Annotated in this window: 22 protein-coding genes; 6 read left to right on the forward strand and 16 right to left on the reverse strand. The window is 43.1% G+C overall.

Annotation, left to right across the window (positions count from 1 at the left end):
* Positions 1-77: 77 nt before the first annotated feature.
* Complete coding sequence (locus tag M1F05_RS19420) at positions 78-284, reverse strand: DUF1107 domain-containing protein (protein WP_047756348.1); 207 nt, start codon at positions 282-284, stop codon at positions 78-80.
* Between the two features lie 291 nt (positions 285-575).
* On the opposite strand from M1F05_RS19420, the gene M1F05_RS19425 reads away from it, so the two are divergent.
* On the forward strand, positions 576-1,133 hold the full coding sequence (locus M1F05_RS19425) for a YtfJ family protein (protein WP_206083193.1): 558 nt from the start codon (positions 576-578) through the stop codon (positions 1,131-1,133).
* Positions 1,134-1,289: 156 nt separating this feature from the next.
* Here the strand turns inward: M1F05_RS19425 and qseC are convergent, their stop codons facing one another.
* Both qseC and qseB read right to left on the reverse strand, forming a co-directional pair.
* Positions 1,290-2,642: a quorum sensing histidine kinase QseC gene (gene qseC / locus M1F05_RS19430; protein WP_206083191.1), complete on the reverse strand. Its 1,353-nt coding sequence runs from the start codon at positions 2,640-2,642 to the stop codon at positions 1,290-1,292.
* Complete coding sequence (qseB, locus tag M1F05_RS19435) at positions 2,639-3,304, reverse strand: quorum sensing response regulator transcription factor QseB (RefSeq protein ID WP_206083189.1); 666 nt, start codon at positions 3,302-3,304, stop codon at positions 2,639-2,641. Before qseB ends, qseC begins: the two co-directional genes overlap by 4 nt.
* A 177-nt stretch (positions 3,305-3,481) precedes the next feature.
* Here qseB and M1F05_RS19440 point away from each other — a divergent pair, with 177 nt between their 5' ends.
* The 4 genes from M1F05_RS19440 to mqo all read left to right on the forward strand — a co-directional run bounded on the left by M1F05_RS19440 (position 3,482) and on the right by mqo (position 6,858).
* Entirely contained in the window at positions 3,482-3,886 is a 405-nt protein-coding gene (locus M1F05_RS19440) for a YgiW/YdeI family stress tolerance OB fold protein (RefSeq protein WP_206083187.1), read from the forward strand.
* Between the two features lie 129 nt (positions 3,887-4,015).
* Entirely contained in the window at positions 4,016-4,606 is a 591-nt protein-coding gene (locus tag M1F05_RS19445; RefSeq protein ID WP_206083185.1) for a GDP-mannose pyrophosphatase, read from the forward strand.
* 358 nt (positions 4,607-4,964) lie between these two features.
* The gene (locus M1F05_RS19450) at positions 4,965-5,354 is read left to right on the forward strand and encodes a hypothetical protein (RefSeq protein WP_206083183.1); all 390 of its coding nucleotides are present in this window, start codon (positions 4,965-4,967) and stop codon (positions 5,352-5,354) included.
* Between the two features lie 10 nt (positions 5,355-5,364).
* Complete coding sequence (gene mqo, locus M1F05_RS19455; protein ID WP_206083181.1) at positions 5,365-6,858, forward strand: malate dehydrogenase (quinone); 1,494 nt, start codon at positions 5,365-5,367, stop codon at positions 6,856-6,858.
* Positions 6,859-6,911: 53 nt separating this feature from the next.
* On the opposite strand, the gene cysQ is transcribed toward mqo, so the two are convergent.
* Positions 6,912-7,652, reverse strand: a complete 741-nt coding sequence (gene cysQ / locus M1F05_RS19460; protein WP_206083179.1) for a 3'(2'),5'-bisphosphate nucleotidase CysQ — start codon at positions 7,650-7,652, stop codon at positions 6,912-6,914.
* Between the two features lie 129 nt (positions 7,653-7,781).
* Entirely contained in the window at positions 7,782-8,402 is a 621-nt protein-coding gene (locus M1F05_RS19465) for a peptidylprolyl isomerase (protein WP_206083177.1), read from the reverse strand.
* A gap of 219 nt (positions 8,403-8,621) precedes the next feature.
* Between M1F05_RS19465 and M1F05_RS19470 the strand changes: the two genes are divergently transcribed.
* A complete protein-coding gene (locus M1F05_RS19470) occupies positions 8,622-9,203 on the forward strand; it encodes a LysM-like peptidoglycan-binding domain-containing protein (RefSeq protein WP_206083175.1) in 582 nt (193 codons plus the stop codon).
* Positions 9,204-9,312: 109 nt separating this feature from the next.
* On the opposite strand, the gene rplI is transcribed toward M1F05_RS19470, so the two are convergent.
* From rplI to hflX, 11 genes are all read right to left on the reverse strand, one after another.
* Positions 9,313-9,762: a 50S ribosomal protein L9 gene (rplI, locus tag M1F05_RS19475; RefSeq protein ID WP_206083173.1), complete on the reverse strand. Its 450-nt coding sequence runs from the start codon at positions 9,760-9,762 to the stop codon at positions 9,313-9,315.
* Positions 9,763-9,799: 37 nt separating this feature from the next.
* Entirely contained in the window at positions 9,800-10,027 is a 228-nt protein-coding gene (rpsR, locus tag M1F05_RS19480; protein ID WP_000135199.1) for a 30S ribosomal protein S18, read from the reverse strand.
* A 4-nt stretch (positions 10,028-10,031) separates the two neighbouring features.
* Complete coding sequence (gene priB / locus M1F05_RS19485) at positions 10,032-10,349, reverse strand: primosomal replication protein N (protein WP_206083171.1); 318 nt, start codon at positions 10,347-10,349, stop codon at positions 10,032-10,034.
* Between the two features lie 8 nt (positions 10,350-10,357).
* On the reverse strand, positions 10,358-10,753 hold the full coding sequence (gene rpsF / locus M1F05_RS19490) for a 30S ribosomal protein S6 (RefSeq protein WP_206083778.1): 396 nt from the start codon (positions 10,751-10,753) through the stop codon (positions 10,358-10,360).
* A gap of 154 nt (positions 10,754-10,907) precedes the next feature.
* A complete protein-coding gene (rlmB, locus tag M1F05_RS19495; RefSeq protein WP_206083169.1) occupies positions 10,908-11,657 on the reverse strand; it encodes a 23S rRNA (guanosine(2251)-2'-O)-methyltransferase RlmB in 750 nt (249 codons plus the stop codon).
* Positions 11,658-11,744: 87 nt separating this feature from the next.
* Positions 11,745-14,213: a ribonuclease R gene (gene rnr / locus M1F05_RS19500; RefSeq protein ID WP_206083167.1), complete on the reverse strand. Its 2,469-nt coding sequence runs from the start codon at positions 14,211-14,213 to the stop codon at positions 11,745-11,747.
* A 42-nt stretch (positions 14,214-14,255) separates the two neighbouring features.
* Complete coding sequence (nsrR, locus tag M1F05_RS19505) at positions 14,256-14,678, reverse strand: nitric oxide-sensing transcriptional repressor NsrR (RefSeq protein WP_206083165.1); 423 nt, start codon at positions 14,676-14,678, stop codon at positions 14,256-14,258.
* A gap of 330 nt (positions 14,679-15,008) precedes the next feature.
* The gene (locus M1F05_RS19510; RefSeq protein WP_206083163.1) at positions 15,009-16,310 is read right to left on the reverse strand and encodes an adenylosuccinate synthase; all 1,302 of its coding nucleotides are present in this window, start codon (positions 16,308-16,310) and stop codon (positions 15,009-15,011) included.
* Positions 16,311-16,594: 284 nt separating this feature from the next.
* Positions 16,595-17,596: a protease modulator HflC gene (gene hflC, locus M1F05_RS19515; protein ID WP_206083161.1), complete on the reverse strand. Its 1,002-nt coding sequence runs from the start codon at positions 17,594-17,596 to the stop codon at positions 16,595-16,597.
* Positions 17,597-17,598: 2 nt separating this feature from the next.
* The gene (gene hflK / locus M1F05_RS19520; RefSeq protein ID WP_206083160.1) at positions 17,599-18,807 is read right to left on the reverse strand and encodes an FtsH protease activity modulator HflK; all 1,209 of its coding nucleotides are present in this window, start codon (positions 18,805-18,807) and stop codon (positions 17,599-17,601) included.
* 115 nt (positions 18,808-18,922) lie between these two features.
* Positions 18,923-20,203 carry a ribosome rescue GTPase HflX gene (gene hflX, locus M1F05_RS19525; protein WP_206083159.1) on the reverse strand — a complete coding sequence of 427 codons (1,281 nt, stop codon included), beginning with the start codon at positions 20,201-20,203 and terminating at the stop codon, positions 18,923-18,925.
* Positions 20,204-20,242: the final 39 nt, after the last annotated feature.

Consider the following 20,242-nt stretch of genomic DNA (forward strand, 5'->3'; position numbering starts at 1 on the left):
GCTTACTCGCGAAGCCGTTTCTTTCAATGCGCCACCTTCTGTGGCGCTTTGTTAATCAATAAACAATATTGATTAACCTATCCTAATTCAGCCTGTAGTAATAAAACGTGTTTGTTAACCTCACTCATCACACTGTAATGGCGTTTATCACTGACTTTTGGCGGTAAAATCTTCCCATAATTAAACTCGAATGCCCCAAAATCCTTTATATAGAGCCGACCACTGAAAAGTGTTTTAACATAAAGAGCAATTTTAGATGGGTTATAACGGTTAAAAATTTTCATTAGAACTTTTCCTCCCCTTTGTTCTTACGTACGGCATCTCATAATGCATACCGTACAATAATCATAGACCAGAAATTTCGACTTTGGTTCTAAAATTGCAGTTTTATTCAATTTGCTGACATAACATGACACTGTCAAATAACTGTTAAATCCCCTTTAAACGGTGTATTTATTCTGAATTTTAAAAAATTGTTAAATTTCACATTGAAACTCATCCGATGAGCTATGCTATAAATACACGAAGAAAAATAATCTTCGGGCTCAAACCACATTACAATTCAAGGGGCTTTTATGTTTAAAAACGTCTTCATTTCCATTTGCTTACTCAGCTTATCCACGCTAGCGGCAGCTGCTAATATTCAAATAAATCAATCTGTTCCTGCAGTTTCAGTCACAGATAAAGGCGAACTAATTCTTAATAAAGAAAACAAACTCGATTACCAGCCATGGAAAAGCCAGCAATTAGTGGGTAAAGTGCGCACTATTCAGCATATTGCTGGGCGTTCATCCGCAAAAGAACTCAACGCACCTCTCATCGAAGCCATTAAAAATGCTAGATTTCCGCACGATACCTATCAAACCACGACGATTATTAATACGGATGATGCAATTTTTGGAACGGGCGTTTTCGTTAAAAACAGTGTCGAAGACAGCAAAAAAGAGTTTCCCTATTCTCAATTTATTGTCGATAGCGATGGTGTAGTCAAAACAGCATGGGGATTAAAACCTGAAAGTTCTGCGATTATCCTATTGGATAACCAAGGAAAAGTGCTATTTTTCAAAGATGGTGAGTTAAATTCGCAAGAAATTGAGAAAGTCATTGGCTTACTCATTTCCGCTTTAAAATAGTCGCGCAATTAATCCCTTCACTTAGCCAGATAAATGAAGGGATTAACTTATCATGGTATTTTTCAAAAATAGTGAGTTATTCTAAAATGCCCTTATAGTAAATATGCATAATTATTTTCATTTTGCTAATAATCAATCACTCTAACTAAGGGTATTTTAGTGTGCCCAACGAATTTTGACACAGAAACCACCCAGTTCACTATGGGTAAAAATAACGTGCAGATTATGCAGCTCAGCAATGCGCTTAACAATAGACAATCCCAGCCCGCTTCCTGTTTTTTCTTGCCCTGGCGGGCGATAAAAACGCTCCCCTAAACGCTGTAACACATCTGGGGTTACACCCTCGCCATCATCTTGGATTTCAAGGCGATCCGCATATAATGAAAGTTTAACTTCGCCTTTTTCTTTACCATAACGAATGGCATTATGAAGTAAATTGCGTAATAACACGCTCAGGAGCAGTGCTTGCCCTTGAAAAGGCTTTGGCGTTGAAACAACTGTTTGAATAATGTGAGTTTCGTGGCGCATCGCATCTGGCTCAATCTCTTTCACTACCGCGTTAATTAATGCCTCCCACGTAAGTTCATTGGAATCTTCTAGCTGCGCAGAAGATTCTAATCGTGATAAGGTCAGCAATTGGTCGACAAGCCGAGTGGCTCTATCAATACCTTCCGTTAAATTTTCAACAGCATGACGACGTATTTCACGGTTATCTCCTGCAATTTGAACAACTTCTGCCTGTACTTTTAACGCAGCAAGAGGGCTACGTAGCTCATGGGCTGCATCAGACGTAAATTGCCGTTCGCGCATAAACATTTGGTTAATGCGACCAAACAACCCATTCACTGAGTCGATAATAGGCCTCGCCTCACTGGGGATCCGTGTCACTTGTATTGGTGTTAGCTCATTGGGCTTTCGACGATACAACTGGTTGGCAACATCTTTAAGCGGGCGCAAGGCACGAGTTAATAACCATAAAAATATCAATAACATCGCAGGTAATGCCACTAACCATGGCATAAATTGGGCAACCATAATATCTGTCGCCATCTCTTGGCGATATTCCCACTCTTGCCCTACTGCAATCACATATTGTCCATCCTGAGATTTTAACCAGACAAATCGCCAAGGGTCATCACTCCCCTTCATCATGCCATCTGAAAAACCTTCTCGTGTGAACTCAAAACTAATATCACGACCATTATCGCCATCATTGAGCACCTGTTCCCCTTCAGGAGTAAACACAGCAAACGCCAGCGCATCATCGTCTTGAGACCCGCGGTTCTTCCGTAATAATTTTTTTGTTTTGGTTAGTGAGGGTTTCGTTAACTCAAGATCTGAAGGCAATACCGATAACCGCTTGGCAAAAGCCATCTGCTGTGTATCAAATAACTCATTGATTGTTTTATAGGTTTGGTACCATGCTAACGAGCTGGCAACTCCCCACGTCAGCAACGCAAGAAATAATAATGTTAAGGTGAGTTTTAGCCGCAAACTAAACGTTTTCATTGTTCATTATCACCTAATCGATAACCGACACCGTGAATTGTTCGAATAAACTTATTCCCCAATTTGCGCCTTAAATGATGAATATGTACCTCGACGGAATTACTCGATACTTCCTCATCCCAGTTATAAAGCTTTTCTTCAATCAACGCACGGGACAACACTTTGTTTGGATTGTGTAAAAAGAGGGACAATAACGCCAGTTCCTTGCCTTTGAGTTGAACGGATTCGCCATTCACCGTCACTGTCATCGCAACAGGGTCCATTTCAACCACACCATGGCTAAGTTTGGGAGTGAGTTGTCCACTTCTACGGCGGATCAATGCTTGCAAACGCGCCATCACCTCCATCAATGCGAAAGGTTTGCATAGGTAATCATCTGCACCTTGTTGCAAGCCTTGAATTCGTTGGTCAAGGGCATCTCGCGCGGTCAGAATTAACACGGGTTCATCCCGCCCTTCTGTACGCCAGTACTTTAAAATATCCATACCATCAATATTTGGTAGGGATAAATCCAGAACGACTGCATCATAAGGCGCATCAAATAACGCAAGTTGCCCCTGTTTACCGTCCATAAACCAGTCAACCGTAAACCCAAGCTGCGTTAAACCGACTTTTAGCCCGTCACCAATGAGTCTGTCATCTTCAATTAATAAAATACGCATAATTCCCCCATATCGGAATATTATTATATTTATCCCATACGCAATAAGATGACTAGCTATTATTAAGCAAATTAAAAATATAATACATTATGAGAATTTCTTAAGATCCTGTTAAGATTTACCTGCTTTAATACCCTCCATACGAACCAGTTAATGCTTTATTTGGAGATAACGACGATGAAAAAATTACCTTTAATTGCTTTAGTTGCCGCTCTTGCTTCTGCACCTGTTTTTGCTGCTAATGGCGGTTTTGATGGCCCAGGTGCTGTTGCCAATACAGCCACACAGAATACCCAAGCAGGTGGCTTTATTGGCCCAAATAGCGGGGAAATGACTGTCGCAAAAGCACTTGATATGTCAGATGATAGCTGGGTTATCCTACGCGGTAATATTGTTAAACAGCTTGATCATAAACATTATGAATTCACTGACGGTACAGGCACCATTAACCTTGAGATCAGCGAAAAACGCTGGAATGGCATTAATGTCACGCCAAAAGATAAAATCGAAATTCGCGGTAAAATCGATAAGGATTGGAACTCAAGGGAAGTTGAAGTTAAACAAATCCAGTTAATCAAATAATTGAGCTCACCAGTTATATCGCCAGCTTTCAGCCCTTAGCAAAAAGCTGGCTTTCCTCAAAATCTTATTTCTTGCTATTTTTAACAGTGCTAAATTAGCCTTAAATACAATTGTCGCTAAGGCTATACAATGACTGTTAAACAACCGAAACTGCGTAATATTCAAGAAAGACTCCTTTCAGATAATTGGTATATTTTAAAAAAATACACCTATGAATTACAAAGACGCGATGGAAGTTGGCAACAACAAGAACGCGAAGTGTATGACAGAGGAAACGGCGCCGTTATTTTGTTATACAACAAAATTAAAAACAGCATTATTCTCATCCGCCAATTCCGTATGCCGATGTATGTCAGTGGCTACCCGAAATTTTTAATCGAAGCTGCCGCAGGCTTACTTGAAAATGCCTCTCCAGATGCACGTATTATTGCCGAAGCAGAAGAAGAAACGGGCTTTAAAGTTGATAAACTGGAAAAAGTCTTTGAAGCCTTTATGAGTCCAGGCTCTGTCACAGAAAAACTGCATTTTTATATCGCCGAGTATAACGATAATAACCGTAGCAATGCAGGCGGAGGGCTGGTAGAAGAAGGCGAAGATATTGAAGTATTAGAGTGGCCATTCCCTAAAGCACTCGAAGCTATCAAAACAGGAGAAATCGTCGATGGTAAGACAATTATGTTAATACAGCACCTCGCCTTAAATTCAATTCTTAAAAGCTAATTATTTTATCGACTCACTGTAATTGAACTACATTACGGTGAGTTTTATTTTATATTCTCTATTTTAACAACCTAATTATTTATTTCCTTCATTAAAAGAGGTATTTGGCTCACGCCAATCAATAAACGACAATCAAAACAAGATAAAAATAAACCTTATAATTCAATTAAATACAAACATACCATCTTTACTATAAATAAAGACACTTTAACTTTGACCTGCCACTTAAAAAACCTTAAATTAAAAACATTATATATTTTCGCCGTTTTAATATTGTCATTTTACGAACCCTAATTTTATCACTAATGAATCTAAATTAATTTCAAGTCATACCATTTTCATTAAGGAGCTAAATAAGATGATACGTTGTGTTCGTATGTGGACAGGTGAAGATGGAAATTCCCTGTTTGAAGAAGGCACACTGGAACTGGATAGTGTTGCCCGTGGAGATAGTCAAACCCCAGCCATTTCAGTCAGCGAACTGACTTTCCGTGAAACTGTCTCAGGTGGATCTTGGGATTGGCATAAAGATCCTGTCCCTCGTTATGTGATCACCCTCACTGGCACCTTAGAATTTGAAACCAAAGATGGTTCAAAATTTATCATTAATCCAGGTGATATTTTACTCGCACAGGATAATACTGGAACAGGCCATAAGTGGCGATTGATCGGTGACGACCCATGGCGACGTGCTTATGTTGTCTATCAAGAAGGCACTGATCTGTGCTTCATACCGACCAAAAAATAGAGGCTTTTTTATGACTAAACCTATAGCAGAAAACGTTGATATTGCGCTGATCGGTGCAGGGATTATGAGTGCGACACTCGGTACTTTATTAAAAGAACTCGACCCATCACTGACGGTTACGGTTTTTGAACGCTTAAATGATTGTGCACAAGAAAGTTCACATCCGTGGAATAACGCAGGAACAGGCCACGCTGCAAACTGTGAAATGAACTACACCCCGCCGAATCCTGATGGCACGGTCGATATCAGCAAAGCCCTTGAAGTTAATACAGAATTCGATTTATCTCGCCAGTTATGGTCATACCTTGTCACGAAAGGAAAAATTAAAAATCCACGCGATTTTATTCACCCTTGCCCCCATATGAGCTTTGTTTGGGGCGCCGACAATGTCAAATTTTTACAACAACGCTTTAAGCAAATGTCAGCTCACCACTGCTACCACAACATGGAATACAGTGATGACCCAAAACAAATTAATGATTGGGCACCGTTGTTGATGGAAGGTCGTGACGATGACAAAAATATTGCTGTCACCCGTGTAGTTACAGGGGCAGACGTCGATTATGGTGCATTGACGCATTTATTAATGGCACAACTCAGCGAACAGTCTGGTTTTACTCTTCACTATAAACATGAAGTCGTTGATGTCACTCAAACCTCTGATGGGCGCTGGAATGTGGAAGTCAAAAATTTATTGACCCATGAAAAACACGTCACATCCGCAAAATTTGTGTTTGTCGGTGCAGGAGGGCGTGCTATTGAATTACTGCAAAAATCAGGTATTCCTGAAGGAAAAGGCTATGGCGGCTTCCCTGTCAGTGGAATTTGGCTACGTTGCGATGATGAAAAAGTGGCTGCAAGGCACCATGCAAAAGTGTATGGCAAAGCAGACAAAGGTTCTCCACCGATGTCAGTTCCACATTTAGATACTCGTATTATTGGCGGCAAACGCTCCTTACTGTTTGGCCCATATGCAGGCTTTTCCAGTAAATTTTTAAAACACGGCTCTTATTTAGACCTGTTTGAATCCATTCGCCTCAATAATATTGAGCCGATGCTGGCTATCGCAAAAGATAATTGGTCGTTAGCTGAGTACCTTGTCGGGCAAGTGCTGCAAACCTCTGCACACCAATTTGCCACACTGCAAAAATTTTACCCAGATGCACAACATGAGGATTGGAAAGAAGTCGTTGCAGGCCAGCGTGTGCAAATTATCAAACCTGATCATGATAAAAAAGGTATTTTAGAATTTGGTACCGAGCTGATTACCAGTGCAGATAAGTCATTTACTGTATTGATGGGAGCCTCGCCAGGGGCATCAACCGCCGCCTTTATTGCGCTAAATGTCCTAAAAGATTGTTTTGCCAATCAACTTAAAGCGGATGGCTGGGAAACTAAGTTAAAAGACATTATTCCAACTTATGGTATTGATTTAAAACAGGACGCAAAAGCGTGTTTAGATATTCGTACTGCAACCGCTAAAGTGCTGCAATTAGATAATTAGCTACAGATAAGGTTGGGAAATGACTTCCATGACTTCCCAACCTTATCTGATTATTAGAATAAAATCACTCGAAAGCCAGGGTTCAAAAATGACTCTCTCGGTGTATAGTCTAAAGTTTTTCCATTCCAATCAACCACTTTCGCACCTGCCCCAATCGCAATCGCATGACCCGCTGCAGTATCCCAAATATTCGTCGGTCCAAAACGTGGGTAAAGCTGCGCTTTTCCGTCCGCGACAAAGCAGAATTTCAGTGATGAACCAATTTCTACGGTCGTATGCTCCCCCATTTGCGCCAAGTAATCCATTAACTCGCTGTCTTGATGAGAACGGCTTATCACAATGACAGGAGGTTTTCCATCATACACATGGATTTGCTGCTTATGACCGCCTTCTTCTTTCCACGCTTGGTTTCCCTCTGCATAATAAAGCAACCCTTTTGCAGGAGCATACACGACCCCCATAACGGGTACCCCATTTTCAATTAACGCAATGTTAACGGTAAAATCCCCATTGCGGTTAATAAATTCTTTGGTGCCATCAAGAGGGTCAATCAACCAATAGCGTTGCCAATGCTGTCTTACTGACCACTCCGGAGGATCTTCTTCAGAAAGTTGTGGAATATCAGGGGCAATGCGGGTGAGGCCAGCAGCAATAATATGGTGTGCGGCAATATCCGCCTCCGTGACAGGGGAGTTGTCACTTTTATGATCAACCCGCAACGGTTCTTGCGCATTGTAGGTTTCCATAATGGCATAACCCGCTTCTTGAGCAAGTTCGCAAATTTGTTGTAGCATGTTATTCACCTCTCTCCCGTTGACCTTTACAGCAAGAGTAGCAAGTGTGTAAAATTTACGCCATAAAAAATGCCTTAGTGAATAAAAACACCAAGGCATCAATTCAAATAGTGATTAAAACCGCTATTCTTATAAGATTTCTAACAGCTCAACTTCAAAAACGAGTGTGCTAAATGGTGGAATTGATGCACCTGCACCGCGCTCACCATAAGCTAATTCATGAGGGATATACAGCTCCCATTTCGAACCAACAGGCATCAGCGTTAATGCTTCAATCCAACCAGGGATCACGCCGCTAACTGGAAATTCAGCTGGCTGGCCACGTTGAACAGAGCTATCAAACACAGAACCATCAATTAAACGGCCAGTGTAATGAACACGGACACGATCAGAGCGAGATGGGATCGCACCTTCGCCTTGGTTGATCACAGAAAATTGCAAACCAGATTCAGTCGTTGAAACGCCTTCACGTTTTTGGTTTTCATCGAGGAATTTTTGGCCTTCTTCTGCCATTGCAGCTTGGCGAGCAACACGGACTTCATCTGCACGCTCATGAACTTCACGTAATGCTTTGTGCAGGGTTTCAACAGGCACTGATGGCATGTTGCCTTCTAAAGCATCAACCAGACCCGCTAAAATTGCGTTTGGTACTAAGCCTTCTAGCCCTGACTCTAATAATTGTTGGCCAACTTGTAGACCAATACCGTAACTCGCTTGAGCTTCTACTGAATCAAAATTTTGGTTTGCCATTAAAATACCCATATGGTTTTTGATAAAAACCAAGAATAACAGCCCCCCTGCTATGGGTAAACCCAAACCGTCAATCTAAATAATAAATTACCCCGATAGCGTATAAATTTGCTCAGTGTTCTCCGAAAAATCATATCAAGCACTTAAATTACCCAAAAACAGTGTTAGTATGCGTATAAATACGCCCAAGTTAATGCATTGCCTCATCAAGGAGGAGTGATGGTTAAACTGTCTAAATTTCATCGCTATGGTATCGCCGTATTAGCACTGATTGTTGTGGTTGCCCTGTTTTGGCCAACTGGCGATAAACCTTTGAATAATACGCCGCAAAATCAGCCTATTGTCATTCCCCCACCAACAACACCTGAGATCATTCCTGATCCTATTCAGACGCCATCTGGTCAAGAACCTGAAGGTAATATAGAGGAAATACCAACAGAACCTGAAATTGTGCCTGAGCCCATAGAACCTGTGCCAACAGAGCCACCACCAACAACACCAAATACACAAGAGCCTCAGGTCACAAGCCCATCGGCAAATAAGTGGCAAAATTACCGCGTTCAAAAAGGGAAAACACTGGCGCAATTATTCCGTGATAATAATGTGCAGGCTAACGATGCCTTTATCATGGCTCGCGTTGAAGGGGTTGAAAAACCGCTAAGTAATTTACGTCAGGGGCAAAAAATTCGCTTAAAAGCAAATGAGAAAGGGGAAGTTCAGTTGCTGGAAACTACGGCTTCTGATGGAAAAACATATAGTTTTGCACGGTTAAGCGACGGCAGTTACTATCGTACACCTTAGGCGTTAATCATCGCTAAAATGGAATACTAGAAAACAAAAAACACCGGACTTAGCCGGTGTTTTTTATTGGTATTGCCGATAAGTCGACAATACCTACCATCATTATTGATTACTCAGCAACGATGATAACGTTCAGCTCTGCGAAAACATCACTGTGTAACTGGAAGTGAACTTCGTGGTCACCAGTAGTACGCAGAACGCCGTTTGGCAGGCGAACTTCGCTTTTCGCGATTTTAACGCCAGCTGCAGTTACTGCATCAGCGATGTCACGAGTACCGATTGAACCGAACAGTTTACCTTCGTCACCAGCTTTAGAAGCTAAAGTAACAGAACCCAGTGCAGTAACAGCTGCTGCACGAGCCTGTGCTGCTGCCAGAACGTCAGCTAATTTAGCTTCCAGTTCAGCGCGGCGAGCTTCGAAGAATTCGATGTTTTTCTTAGTTGCAGGAACAGCTTTACCCTGTGGAACTAAGAAGTTACGAGCATAGCCCGATTTAACGTTAACCTGATCACCCAGGCTACCTAGGTTAGCTACTTTATCAAGCAGAATAACTTGCATTACCTTATCCTCTTAAGTCGTTAATGGACTGTACCAATTACTGATGACGATCAGTATATGGTAACAGAGACAGGTAGCGAGCGCGCTTGATAGCACGAGCGAGCTGACGCTGATATTTTGCACGAGTACCGGTGATACGGCTTGGTACAATTTTACCACTTTCAGTGATATAGTTTTTCAGCGTTGCGATATCTTTATAGTCGATCTCTTGAACGCCTTCCGCTGTGAAACGGCAGAACTTGCGACGACGGAAATAACGTGCCATATGGCTAGTCTCCAGAATCTATCAAATCAATCTGCTCGGCATGGAGGACTATTTTGCTAATTCCATTGCGCCCTTGATGGGTACTAATGAAACCGCTAACTGTAATCCAACTGCCGACCGTTAAACTGTGAGTATGAGCTTGTAAGGTTTGTCCGCTAACAATAATGGGCATTCTGCACCATGCTTGCCTTGACAATCCCGCTTCCAGTTGTTGTGAACGATGTTCTAAAACAAACTGACAATGTGGAATGCCCGACGGACTCACTTTTCGAATCAATGCTTTACAGACTGTGCCTGTTAGCACCAAACGATTAGTGGACACCTGCGCAATTACTCTTCAGAATCCCCAGTTTCTTCTACTTCTTCATCCTGATATTCATCAGAAAGGTCACGGCCACGACGTTCGTCTTTAGCTTTAACCATTGGAGAAGCTTCTGTTACTGCGTGTTTTAAGCGCATAACCATGCTGCGGATAACGGCATCGTTGAAGCGGAAGTTAGTTTCCAGCTCATCAATCGCTTCCTGCGGTGCTTCTACGTTCAGCAGAACATAGTGAGCTTTGTGCAGTTTGTTGATTGGGTAAGCCAGTTGACGGCGGCCCCAGTCTTCCAGACGGTGAATCTGACCTTGTGCGTTAGTGATTACTGCACTGTAACGCTCGATCATGCCCGGAACCTGTTCGCTTTGGTCAGGATGGACCATAAAAACGATTTCGTAATGACGCATTAGTAGTTGCTCCTTACGGATTATTAGCCTCCTGTCTGGGTTAACCGCGGCCCGCGGAGGCAAGGAACTTGTTGAGTGCGGCTAAAAAATTGACGCGTAACTATACCCACCCCTGAGATAAAACTCAAGAGATGGATGCAGTTTTACACAAATATTATTTTTCACCTGAAACAGGTAAGCGCTGGCGTACGGCTTCAAACAAGCAAACCCCTGTCGCCACTGACACATTCAGAGAGGAGACTGAACCTGCCATCGGGATGCTGATTAATTCATCACAATGCTCGCGGGTTAAACGGCGCATGCCTTCACCTTCTGCTCCCATCACTAATGCGATAGAGCCTGTCAGTTTGCTTTGGTATAAATTATGGTCTGCTTCACCCGCCGTCCCCACAATCCATACGTTGTATTCTTGCAATAAGCGCAATGTCCTTGCTAGGTTCGTCACACGAATAAGAGGAACATTTTCTGCTGCACCGCAAGCTACTTTTTTTGCAGTTGCATTCAATTGCGCCGATTTGTCTTTCGGAACAATCACTGCATGCACACCTGCTGCATCTGCGCTACGCAAACAAGCCCCTAAATTGTGGGGATCCGTCACACCATCAAGTACCAGTAAAAATGGTGACGGTGTGCTTTCTAATAAATCGGGCAAATCACCTTCTTGGTATTGCTTACCTGGTAATACTTTCGCAATGATCCCTTGGTGAACAGCACCTTCAGTTTGGCTATCCATCCACTGGCGATTCGCGACTTGGACAACAACGCCTAGTGCTTCAATTTCATGCACGATAGGCATCAATCGGCGATCTTCACGCCCTTTTAGGATATACACTTCTTTAATGCGTTGCGGAGAACGCTCAAGCAAGGCTTTCACTGCGTGAATACCGTAAATAATTTCGCTCATAACAGTCTTATGTTTTAATCTAAATGAGGAAAGTGGCGCAAACACGCCACTTTCGTTAATTAACAAAGCACTACGCTAGCAAAAATATTAGCCCTCTTGTTTTGAGGATTTCTTCGCAACGCGTTTTGCTTTTAGTTTTGCTGTAATTTTCTTAGTTTTATCGGAAGGTTTTTTTCCCTTTCCTTTCCCTTTTGCATCAGCTTGTGCTTCGCTTTTTTTCCCTTTTTTCTCAGAACGGCGAAATGCAGAATCAGGCTCGAAGTTTTTATCTTTGCTCCCTTGCGCTTTACGGCGAGCTGGCCGCGTAGCATTTTTTACTTCTTGCTTCATTTTATCCCGTGCAGTTTTGCCAGGGGCTTTCGCTTTACGAGTTGTTGAAATTAACGCGAAATCAATGGTGCGTTCATCCATATGCACCGCTTCCACACGAATTTCCACTTCATCACCAAGTCGATAGGTCGTGCCTGATGATTCACCAATTAAGCGCTGGCCGACAGCATCATAACGGTAGTAATCGTTATCAAGGGTAGAAATATGTACTAAACCGTCAATAAACAAGTCATTGAGGCGAACAAAGAAGCCAAAGCCTGTCACACTGGTAATTAACCCCGTGAAAATTTGACCCACTTGGTCTTGCATAAAGTCACACTTCAACCAGTCAGCCACATCGCGCGTTGCTTCATCAGCACGACGCTCTGTCATCGAACAGTGTTCACCCAGTTGCAACATGCTGTCCATATCAGAGTGCCAGCCGCCTGTTTCTGTCCAGCGCTTATCTGAATGGCCATATTCTTTTGCCAACAAATATTTGATACCACGGTGCAACGTTAAGTCAGGATAACGACGAATTGGCGAGGTAAAGTGCGCATACGATTTCAGCCCTAGACCAAAGTGACCGCGGTTTTCAGGGTCATAAATCGCTTGTTTCATCGAACGCAAGATCATGGTTTGCAGCAATTCGTGATCAGGGCGCTCAGCCACTTCATTCATCACTTGTGCATAATCTTTTGGCTCTGGCTTCATACCACCAGGCAATGTGAGCCCTAACTCGCTAAATACTGAACGTAAATTCATTACGCTCTCTTCTTTTGGACGATCATGCACACGGTATAACGCAGGCTCTTCGTTTTTCTCCACAAATCTAGCCGCCGCAATGTTAGCTAAAATCATGCATTCTTCAATTAATTTGTGTGCATCATTTCGCTCGACAGGTTCAATACTTTCAATACGGCGCTCTGCATTAAAAATAAATTTCGCCTCTTCCGATTCAAAGGATATCGCCCCACGCTCAATTCGTGCCGCATCTAATGCTTTGTATAACTGATGTAAATGTTCAATATGTGGAACCAATGCTTTGTAATGTTCACGCAGTTCTTCATCACCTTCCAAGATTTTCCATACTTTTGTATAGGTCAACCTTGCATGGGAATTCATCACTGCTTCATAGAATTTATAGGAAGACAGCTTCCCTGAGGCCGATACCGTCATTTCGCACACCATACACAGGCGATCGACCCCTGGGTTCAATGAGCAAAGGCCATTAGAAAGAACTTCAGGCAACATCGGCACAACTTGAGATGGGAAATATACTGAGTTACCACGGCTACGCGCCTCAGTATCTAACGATGTTTGCGGGCGTACATAATAGCTAACATCCGCAATTGCGACCCATAAACGCCAGCCACCGCCTTTTTTCGGCGCACAATGAACAGCATCATCAAAATCGCGAGCATCTTCACCATCGATAGTGACCAATGGTAAATCACGCAAATCCATACGCCCTTTTTTCGCAGACTCAGGCACATGTTCACTTAAATCAGCGACTTGTTTTTCAACTTGTGGCGGCCATGAATGAGGAATTTCGTGAGTACGCAGCGCGATTTCAACCGCCATACCCGTTCCCATTGTTTCCCCAAGCACTTCGATAATATTCCCGACTGCTTGAGAACGGCGTTGTGGGCGAGTCACTAACTCAACAACCACCACGTTACCCATGCGAGCACCGCAAATACGGTCTTTCGGGATCAAGATATCAAAACTGAGACGACTATCATCTGGCACCACAAACCCCATGCCCGACTCAATAAAATAGCGGCCTACAATTTGGTTGTTTCTTGGCTCTAATACGCGAACCACGCGCACTTCAGTACGACCTTTACGGTCTTGCCCATATGGCTGTGCTAAAATCACGTCGCCGTGCAGCGCACGTTTCATCTCATCTTGAGATAAATAATAATCTTCTTTTTTACCCTCAACACGCAGAAAGCCGTAGCCATCGCGATGGCCAATAACCTTTCCTTTTAATAAATCTAAACGCTCTGGCAATGCATAACATTGACGGCGTGTGAACACGAGTTGACCATCACGTTCCATTGCTCTTAAACGGCGGCGTAAAGCTTCTAATTCATCTTCCGTAGAAAGATTAAGTAACTGGGCGATTTCTTCGCGATTAGCTGGGGCAGTACGTTTCGAGATTAAGTCGAGGATGAATTCTCGGCTTGGAATTGGGGATTCGTATTTTTCTGCTTCTCTTTCCTGAAAAGGATCTTGTGACATCGTTACCTCCGTTGTCATCAGAATTCATAACTACTGCGAATATTAATCAAGCAGTAATTGATAGAGCGGGGTGTTATCTTTCACCATGTCCGCCAGCGTATATTGATCAAGTTCTTGTAAAAACTGCTGTATTGCTTGGTGTAGCACACCTTTTAAACGACACGCAGGTGTTATGTGGCAAAACTCACCACTACAATTAACAAGGGTTAGGGGTTCTAATGCTCTAACAACATCCCCTATACGAATTGATTCTGCTGGTTGCCCTAGTGTAATCCCGCCATTTTTGCCACGAGTGGCTTTTATATAACCTAAATGACTGAGCTGATTGATAATTTTAACCATATGATTACGTGAAACGCCATAAACGTCCGTCACCTCTGTAATACTGGTCATCTTCCCTTCACCCAGAGAAGCCAGATAAATAAGCGCTCGTAATCCATAGTCGGTAAAACTCGTCAGTTGCACAATCACCTCAAAATTTTGGCTTTTACTTATACGACCAAAATGAGTTGGTCGAAAATTTTCTCACGTATTTTAATTGCAAATAACCTAATTTGAACCTAAATCCCACTTGGTTATGCACAAAATATAGCATGCAAATAAATTATGTGTTCATAAATACAGTTTAGCGTATTACGTATCGCAAATATGCATCTAATTGCACAGAATCTGCACACAAAAGTAACTTAGTTCAATCATTATGGGGAATTTTGACTGTTTTATCAAAGAAGTTGCATCGCGGAGGGAGGTAAAGCAGTAAAAAAACTGCGCCTGTATTAGGCGCAGTCAATGTTATTACTCAACGTCAAACGGGTCACGCAGGATCATTGTTTCAGAACGATCTGGACCAGTTGAAATAATATCAACAGGAATACCCGTTAATTCTTCAACACGTTTGATGTAGTTCAGCGCTGCTTGCGGCAGTAATTCTCTTTGCTTCACACCAAAAGTGGTTTCTTTCCAACCAGGCATGGATTCGTAAACTGGCTCTAAACCATCCCACTCATCCGCAGCTAAAGGCGTTGTTTCAAGCACTTTGCCATCTGGACGACGGTAGCCCACACAGATTTTCACTTCTTCTAAACCGTCTAAAACGTCCAGTTTAGTCATGCAGAAACCTGACAGTGAGTTGATTTGTACCGCGCGGTTGATTGCAACGATATCTAACCAACCAGTACGACGTTTACGACCCGTCGTTGCACCAAATTCTTGGCCTTTTTCACGCAGGAATTCGCCCACTTCGTCAAACAATTCGGTTGGGAATGGACCCGCACCAACACGTGTTGAGTAAGCTTTGATAATACCCAGTACGTAATTAACATAACGAGGGCCTAAACCAGAACCTGTTGCAACACCACCCGCGGTGGTATTTGAAGAGGTTACATACGGATAAGTACCGTGGTCAATGTCCAATAATGTGCCTTGTGCACCTTCAAACATCACAAATTCGTTGTTCTGGCTTGCTTTGTACAGCAGATCAGACACATCGATTACCATGCCTGTCAGGATATCGGCCACTGCCATGATATCATCCAGTGTTTTTTGGTAATCAACAGCAGGTTCTTTATAGTAATTAACGAGTTGGAAGTTATGGTATTCGACGATTTCTTTTAATTTTTCTGCGAAAGTTGCTTTATCGAATAAGTCACCAACACGTAAGCCGCGACGAGCAACTTTATCTTCGTAAGCAGGACCAATACCACGACCCGTTGTTCCAATCGCTTTGGAACCACGTGCTTTTTCACGGGCGTTATCTAATGCAACATGATAAGGCAGGATCAGTGGGCATGCTTCTGAAAGACGTAAGCGTTCGCGAACTGGAACACCGCGGTCTTCCAATTCTTTCATCTCTTTCATTAATGCGTCAGGCGCAAGAACAACGCCATTAGCGATAATACTGATGACATTTTCACGAAGAATACCGGATGGAATTAAGTGGAGAACGGTTTTTTCACCGTTTACAACAAGCGTATGGCCAGCATTATGGCCGCCCTGATAGCGAACTACATATTTAGCGCGCTCTGTCAGCAAGTCGACGATCTTGCCCTTCCCTTCGTCACCCCATTGGGTGCCCAGTACGACAACGTTCTTACCCATTTCGAAATACACTCGGTTGCTTAAAAATGAATTCTACCATCAAAAATGAACTGTTCCAGTGATATTTTGGCATTACTAAAATTTTTTTCTGGAAAGCAAGTTAAATGGTATTTTTATTTCTGCCGTAAACCCAAAATGAATGTAACCAGTTGAGCAGCTTAAATTTTCCCTGAAAAATCCTATACTTAAAACGACAGGCGAAAAAAAGCCCACCGAAGCGGGCTTTTCTTTAATAGATTAACAGTTATTTTGCTAGGTTGCACGCAACTTAGTCTGATTATTTATTAATCTGTTGCACGAAGCTTAGTTGGTGCTTTCATGAAGCGGAAGAAGTCTGTGTCTGGGCTTAATACCATCACGTCTTCACCACTCTTGAAGCTTTGCTCGTAAGCACGCAAGCTACGAATAAACGCATAGAACTCTGGATCTTGGTTGAATGCATCAGCAAACAGTTTTGTTGCCATTGCATCGCCTTCACCTCGGTAGGTCAGCGCGGTACGCTCTGCTTCTGCCAGTGTTTCAGTTACAGTTTTATCTGCAACCGCACGGATCTTAGTCGCTTCTTCTTGACCTTGTGAACGGTGCTGACGTGCAACCGCTTCACGCTCTGCACGCATACGTGCATAGATAGCTTCAGAAACTTCGTTTGGCAGTTCGATACGTTTAATACGCACGTCGACAACTTCGATACCTAACGCCGCCATACTGTTTGCATTCACAACCAGTGGCTTCAAGTTAGTTTCTTGTTCTACACGTTTTGCGGCATCCGCAATCGCTGCATCTGCTTCTTTTGTCGCATCATCAATTGCCGTACCTTTGTTCAAGGCATCACGTACATCAACGGTTAAACGACCACGTGAATCAGTAATGATATCTTTAACGCTTAAACGACCAAACTCAGAACGTAAACGGTCACTAAATTTACGTTTTAACAGGGTTTCTGCTTGATATGGGTTACCACCGCCAGTTGCTACATAGTAGCGACTGAAATCAGTAACACGCCATTTCAGGTAGGAGTCCACCATTAAATCTTTGTTTTCGCTTGTCAAATAACGGTCAGCTTGGATTTCCAATGTCTGAATACGTGCATCTAACATTTTCACAGTTTCAATAAATGGCACTTTGAAATGCAAACCTGGCTCATAAATGATCGGTTTGTTTTCAGAATCACGCAGAACCTTACCAAAACGCAATACAATGCCGCGGTCAGTTTGAGGAACAATAAAGATAGATGCGTATGCAACTGCCAAGATGGCAATAACGATAACAATTAGCGATTTACGCATGATTATTGTCTCCCTACTCTAACAGCATCACCACGAACAGCGCTGTTTGGCTGTGCAGGCGTTGCAGCAGATGATGACGAATTAATGCTTGGCGTCGCCATTCTTGCTGACGGATTAACTTTTGATGTTGAAGCCGCATCTGAATTTGTACCACGCATGATTTGGTCAAGCGGCAACACTAACATGCTGTTGCTCTTATCATTCGCAATAACTTTACGTGTATTACTTAACACACGCTCCATCGTATCGATGTAAAGACGCTCACGAGTGATTTCTGGTGCTGCACGGTATTCAGGTAGCATTTTCGCAAAGCTTGCGACCTCACCCTCTGCTTTGAAGACCACACTCGCTTTATACGCTTCGGCTTCTTCAATCAGGCGTTGTGCGTTACCTTTTGCCAGTGGAAGAACTTCATTTCGATAAGCGTGCGCTTCACGAATAGTTTTTTGTTCTTCTTCCCTTGCTGAGATTACGTCATCAAATGCTGCTTTAACATCTTCAGGTGGACGCGCTGCTTGGAAGTTGACATCCAGCAGTGTGATACCCATTTTGTATGGTGCAATTGTCGCTTCAAGCTCTTTTTGTGTCACATCACGGATAAAGGCTCGATTCGTAGTCAATACTTGCTCCATGGCAGATTGACCAATAACACCACGCACAGCACTGTCTAACGCCTGACGCAGACTGTTGTCTGGGTTAGTCACGCTAAATAAATATTGCGCAGGGTCAGTCACACGGTATTGAACGTTCATTTCAACGCGGATCACGTTTTCATCTGACGTCAACATCATGCCGTTAGTCGCTTGCTCACGTACAGTTTCTACGTTGACAGGCACGACTCTATCAATGAATGTTGGCTTCCAGTTCAAACCTGGCCCAACAATACCACTGTATTCACCAAAACGTAACACTACGCCACGGTCACTTTCTTTGATGGTGTAGAAGCCTGAACCTGCCCAGACAACTACAATAGCAGCAAGTGCTAACATCCCTAAACGACCACTGATTTGTGAAGGCTGTTTGTTATCGCCATCACCACCGTTGCCGCCTTTGTTCCCACCTAGCTTGCTGCCTATTTTACGAAAGAGATCGTCGAGATCATAAGCCCCACGTTTTCGACCACCTTTGTTTCCGCCAGAGTTGCCGCCTTTATTGCCGCTTCCCCACGGATCGCGGTCTTGTCCGTCATTACCGGGCTGATTCCACGCCATGTTTTAGCTCCATTCTTTATGATTGATTTTCAGGGCTAAGAGCTCCGCTCAACACACTGGAAGTATGCTGAGTTTGTGTGTCTCTTAATATCAATTCCATTGCCTGGCTACGTTGTTAAACCACGTAGTCAGATAATTGCTGCTCTTGTTTACACAAACGTCGCCAATCCACCATTGGCATACGCACCTCAAGGCCGATTGAACCGTCATCTTCCAACCATTCACGTTCGATTGACTGGAGTTGATAAAAACGGCTACGCAAACGACCTTCGTTTGGTGGTAAACGCAATTCATAATGTGCGATTTCACCAGAAAGGCGTTCCGTCAATGCTTGTAACAGCAATGGGATACCTTCACCTGTTTGCGCCGAAACCCAGACACGAACAGGGTTGTTATCCTCATCTCTGTCAATACGCGGGACAAAATCTTCCAGCATATCAACTTTGTTCATCACTAAAAGTGCTGGTATTTCATCCGCTTCAATTTCTTCCAACACGCTTTCAACCGCATGGATATTTTCATCCAAGCGAGCATCTGCTGCATCGATAACGTGCAGCAGTAACGTTGCTTCACGAGTTTCTTGCAGGGTTGCTTTAAATGCGGCAACCAAATCATGTGGTAAGTGGCGAATAAAACCCACGGTATCTGCTAAAACGACAACACCGACATCTTCGACATTAATACGGCGAAGCGTTGGGTCAAGTGTCGCAAATAGCTGATCTGCAGCATAAACATCTGCAGACGTCATACGGTTAAATAAACTCGATTTACCCGCATTGGTATAACCCACGAGAGAAATTGTCGGAATATCCGCTTTACTTCTCGCTTGACGCCCTTGTTCACGCTGTTTTTCTACCCGGCTAAGCCGCGATAAAATCTGTTTGATTTTATCCCTTAATAACCGACGGTCTGTTTCAAGTTGAGTTTCACCAGGACCACGCAAACCAATCCCGCCTTTTTGGCGCTCAAGGTGTGTCCATCCTCTCACTAAGCGAGTGGATAAATGACGTAACTGTGCCAATTCAACTTGAAGTTTACCTTCATGCGTACGCGCCCGTTGAGCAAATATATCTAAAATTACCCCTGTACGGTCAACCACCTTACATTGGCAAATCCTTTCGAGATTACGTTCTTGAGCAGGGCTTAGCGTGTGATTAAACAACACCACATCTGCGCCACTTTCCTCAACGGCTTGGGCTATCTCTTCAGCTTTTCCTTCCCCAACAAAAAACTTTGGGTGAGGTGCCTTACGACTGCCTGTGACTATTTGTACTGGCTTTACCCCAGCAGACGTCACGAGTGACTCAAACTCTGCCAGATTATCAACGTCTTTTTCTTGGGAAAAAAAGACATGGACTAACACAGCAAGCTCACCGCCTTCATACCTATCAAACAAGGTGCAACCTCTTAGGCTAAACAATAATTGCAAAGGAAA

This window comes from Providencia sp. PROV252 (assembly GCF_033676005.1).
GTDB lineage: Bacteria > Pseudomonadota > Gammaproteobacteria > Enterobacterales > Enterobacteriaceae > Providencia > Providencia vermicola.

Excerpts from the sequence above, each read along its gene's own strand:
- hflC (WP_206083161.1), bottom strand. The coding sequence starts at position 17,596 with ATGCGTAAATCGCTAATTGTTATCGTTATTGCCATCTTGGCAGTTGCA.
- M1F05_RS19420 (WP_047756348.1), bottom strand. The coding sequence starts at position 284 with ATGAAAATTTTTAACCGTTATAACCCATCTAAAATTGCTCTTTATGTT.
- M1F05_RS19465 (WP_206083177.1), bottom strand. The coding sequence starts at position 8,402 with ATGGCAAACCAAAATTTTGATTCAGTAGAAGCTCAAGCGAGTTACGGT.
- qseB (WP_206083189.1), bottom strand. The coding sequence starts at position 3,304 with ATGCGTATTTTATTAATTGAAGATGACAGACTCATTGGTGACGGGCTA.
- rplI (WP_206083173.1), bottom strand. The coding sequence starts at position 9,762 with ATGCAAGTTATTCTGCTTGATAAAGTAGCTAACCTAGGTAGCCTGGGT.
- rpsR (WP_000135199.1), bottom strand. The coding sequence starts at position 10,027 with ATGGCACGTTATTTCCGTCGTCGCAAGTTCTGCCGTTTCACAGCGGAA.
- rlmB (WP_206083169.1), bottom strand. The coding sequence starts at position 11,657 with ATGAGCGAAATTATTTACGGTATTCACGCAGTGAAAGCCTTGCTTGAG.
- rpsF (WP_206083778.1), bottom strand. The coding sequence starts at position 10,753 with ATGCGTCATTACGAAATCGTTTTTATGGTCCATCCTGACCAAAGCGAA.
- M1F05_RS19510 (WP_206083163.1), bottom strand. The coding sequence starts at position 16,310 with ATGGGTAAGAACGTTGTCGTACTGGGCACCCAATGGGGTGACGAAGGG.
- qseC (WP_206083191.1), bottom strand. The coding sequence starts at position 2,642 with ATGAAAACGTTTAGTTTGCGGCTAAAACTCACCTTAACATTATTATTT.
- hflK (WP_206083160.1), bottom strand. The coding sequence starts at position 18,807 with ATGGCGTGGAATCAGCCCGGTAATGACGGACAAGACCGCGATCCGTGG.
- mqo (WP_206083181.1), top strand. The coding sequence starts at position 5,365 with ATGACTAAACCTATAGCAGAAAACGTTGATATTGCGCTGATCGGTGCA.
- M1F05_RS19440 (WP_206083187.1), top strand. The coding sequence starts at position 3,482 with ATGAAAAAATTACCTTTAATTGCTTTAGTTGCCGCTCTTGCTTCTGCA.
- M1F05_RS19470 (WP_206083175.1), top strand. The coding sequence starts at position 8,622 with ATGGTTAAACTGTCTAAATTTCATCGCTATGGTATCGCCGTATTAGCA.
- M1F05_RS19445 (WP_206083185.1), top strand. The coding sequence starts at position 4,016 with ATGACTGTTAAACAACCGAAACTGCGTAATATTCAAGAAAGACTCCTT.
- M1F05_RS19425 (WP_206083193.1), top strand. The coding sequence starts at position 576 with ATGTTTAAAAACGTCTTCATTTCCATTTGCTTACTCAGCTTATCCACG.
- cysQ (WP_206083179.1), bottom strand. The coding sequence starts at position 7,652 with ATGCTACAACAAATTTGCGAACTTGCTCAAGAAGCGGGTTATGCCATT.
- M1F05_RS19450 (WP_206083183.1), top strand. The coding sequence starts at position 4,965 with ATGATACGTTGTGTTCGTATGTGGACAGGTGAAGATGGAAATTCCCTG.
- rnr (WP_206083167.1), bottom strand. The coding sequence starts at position 14,213 with ATGTCACAAGATCCTTTTCAGGAAAGAGAAGCAGAAAAATACGAATCC.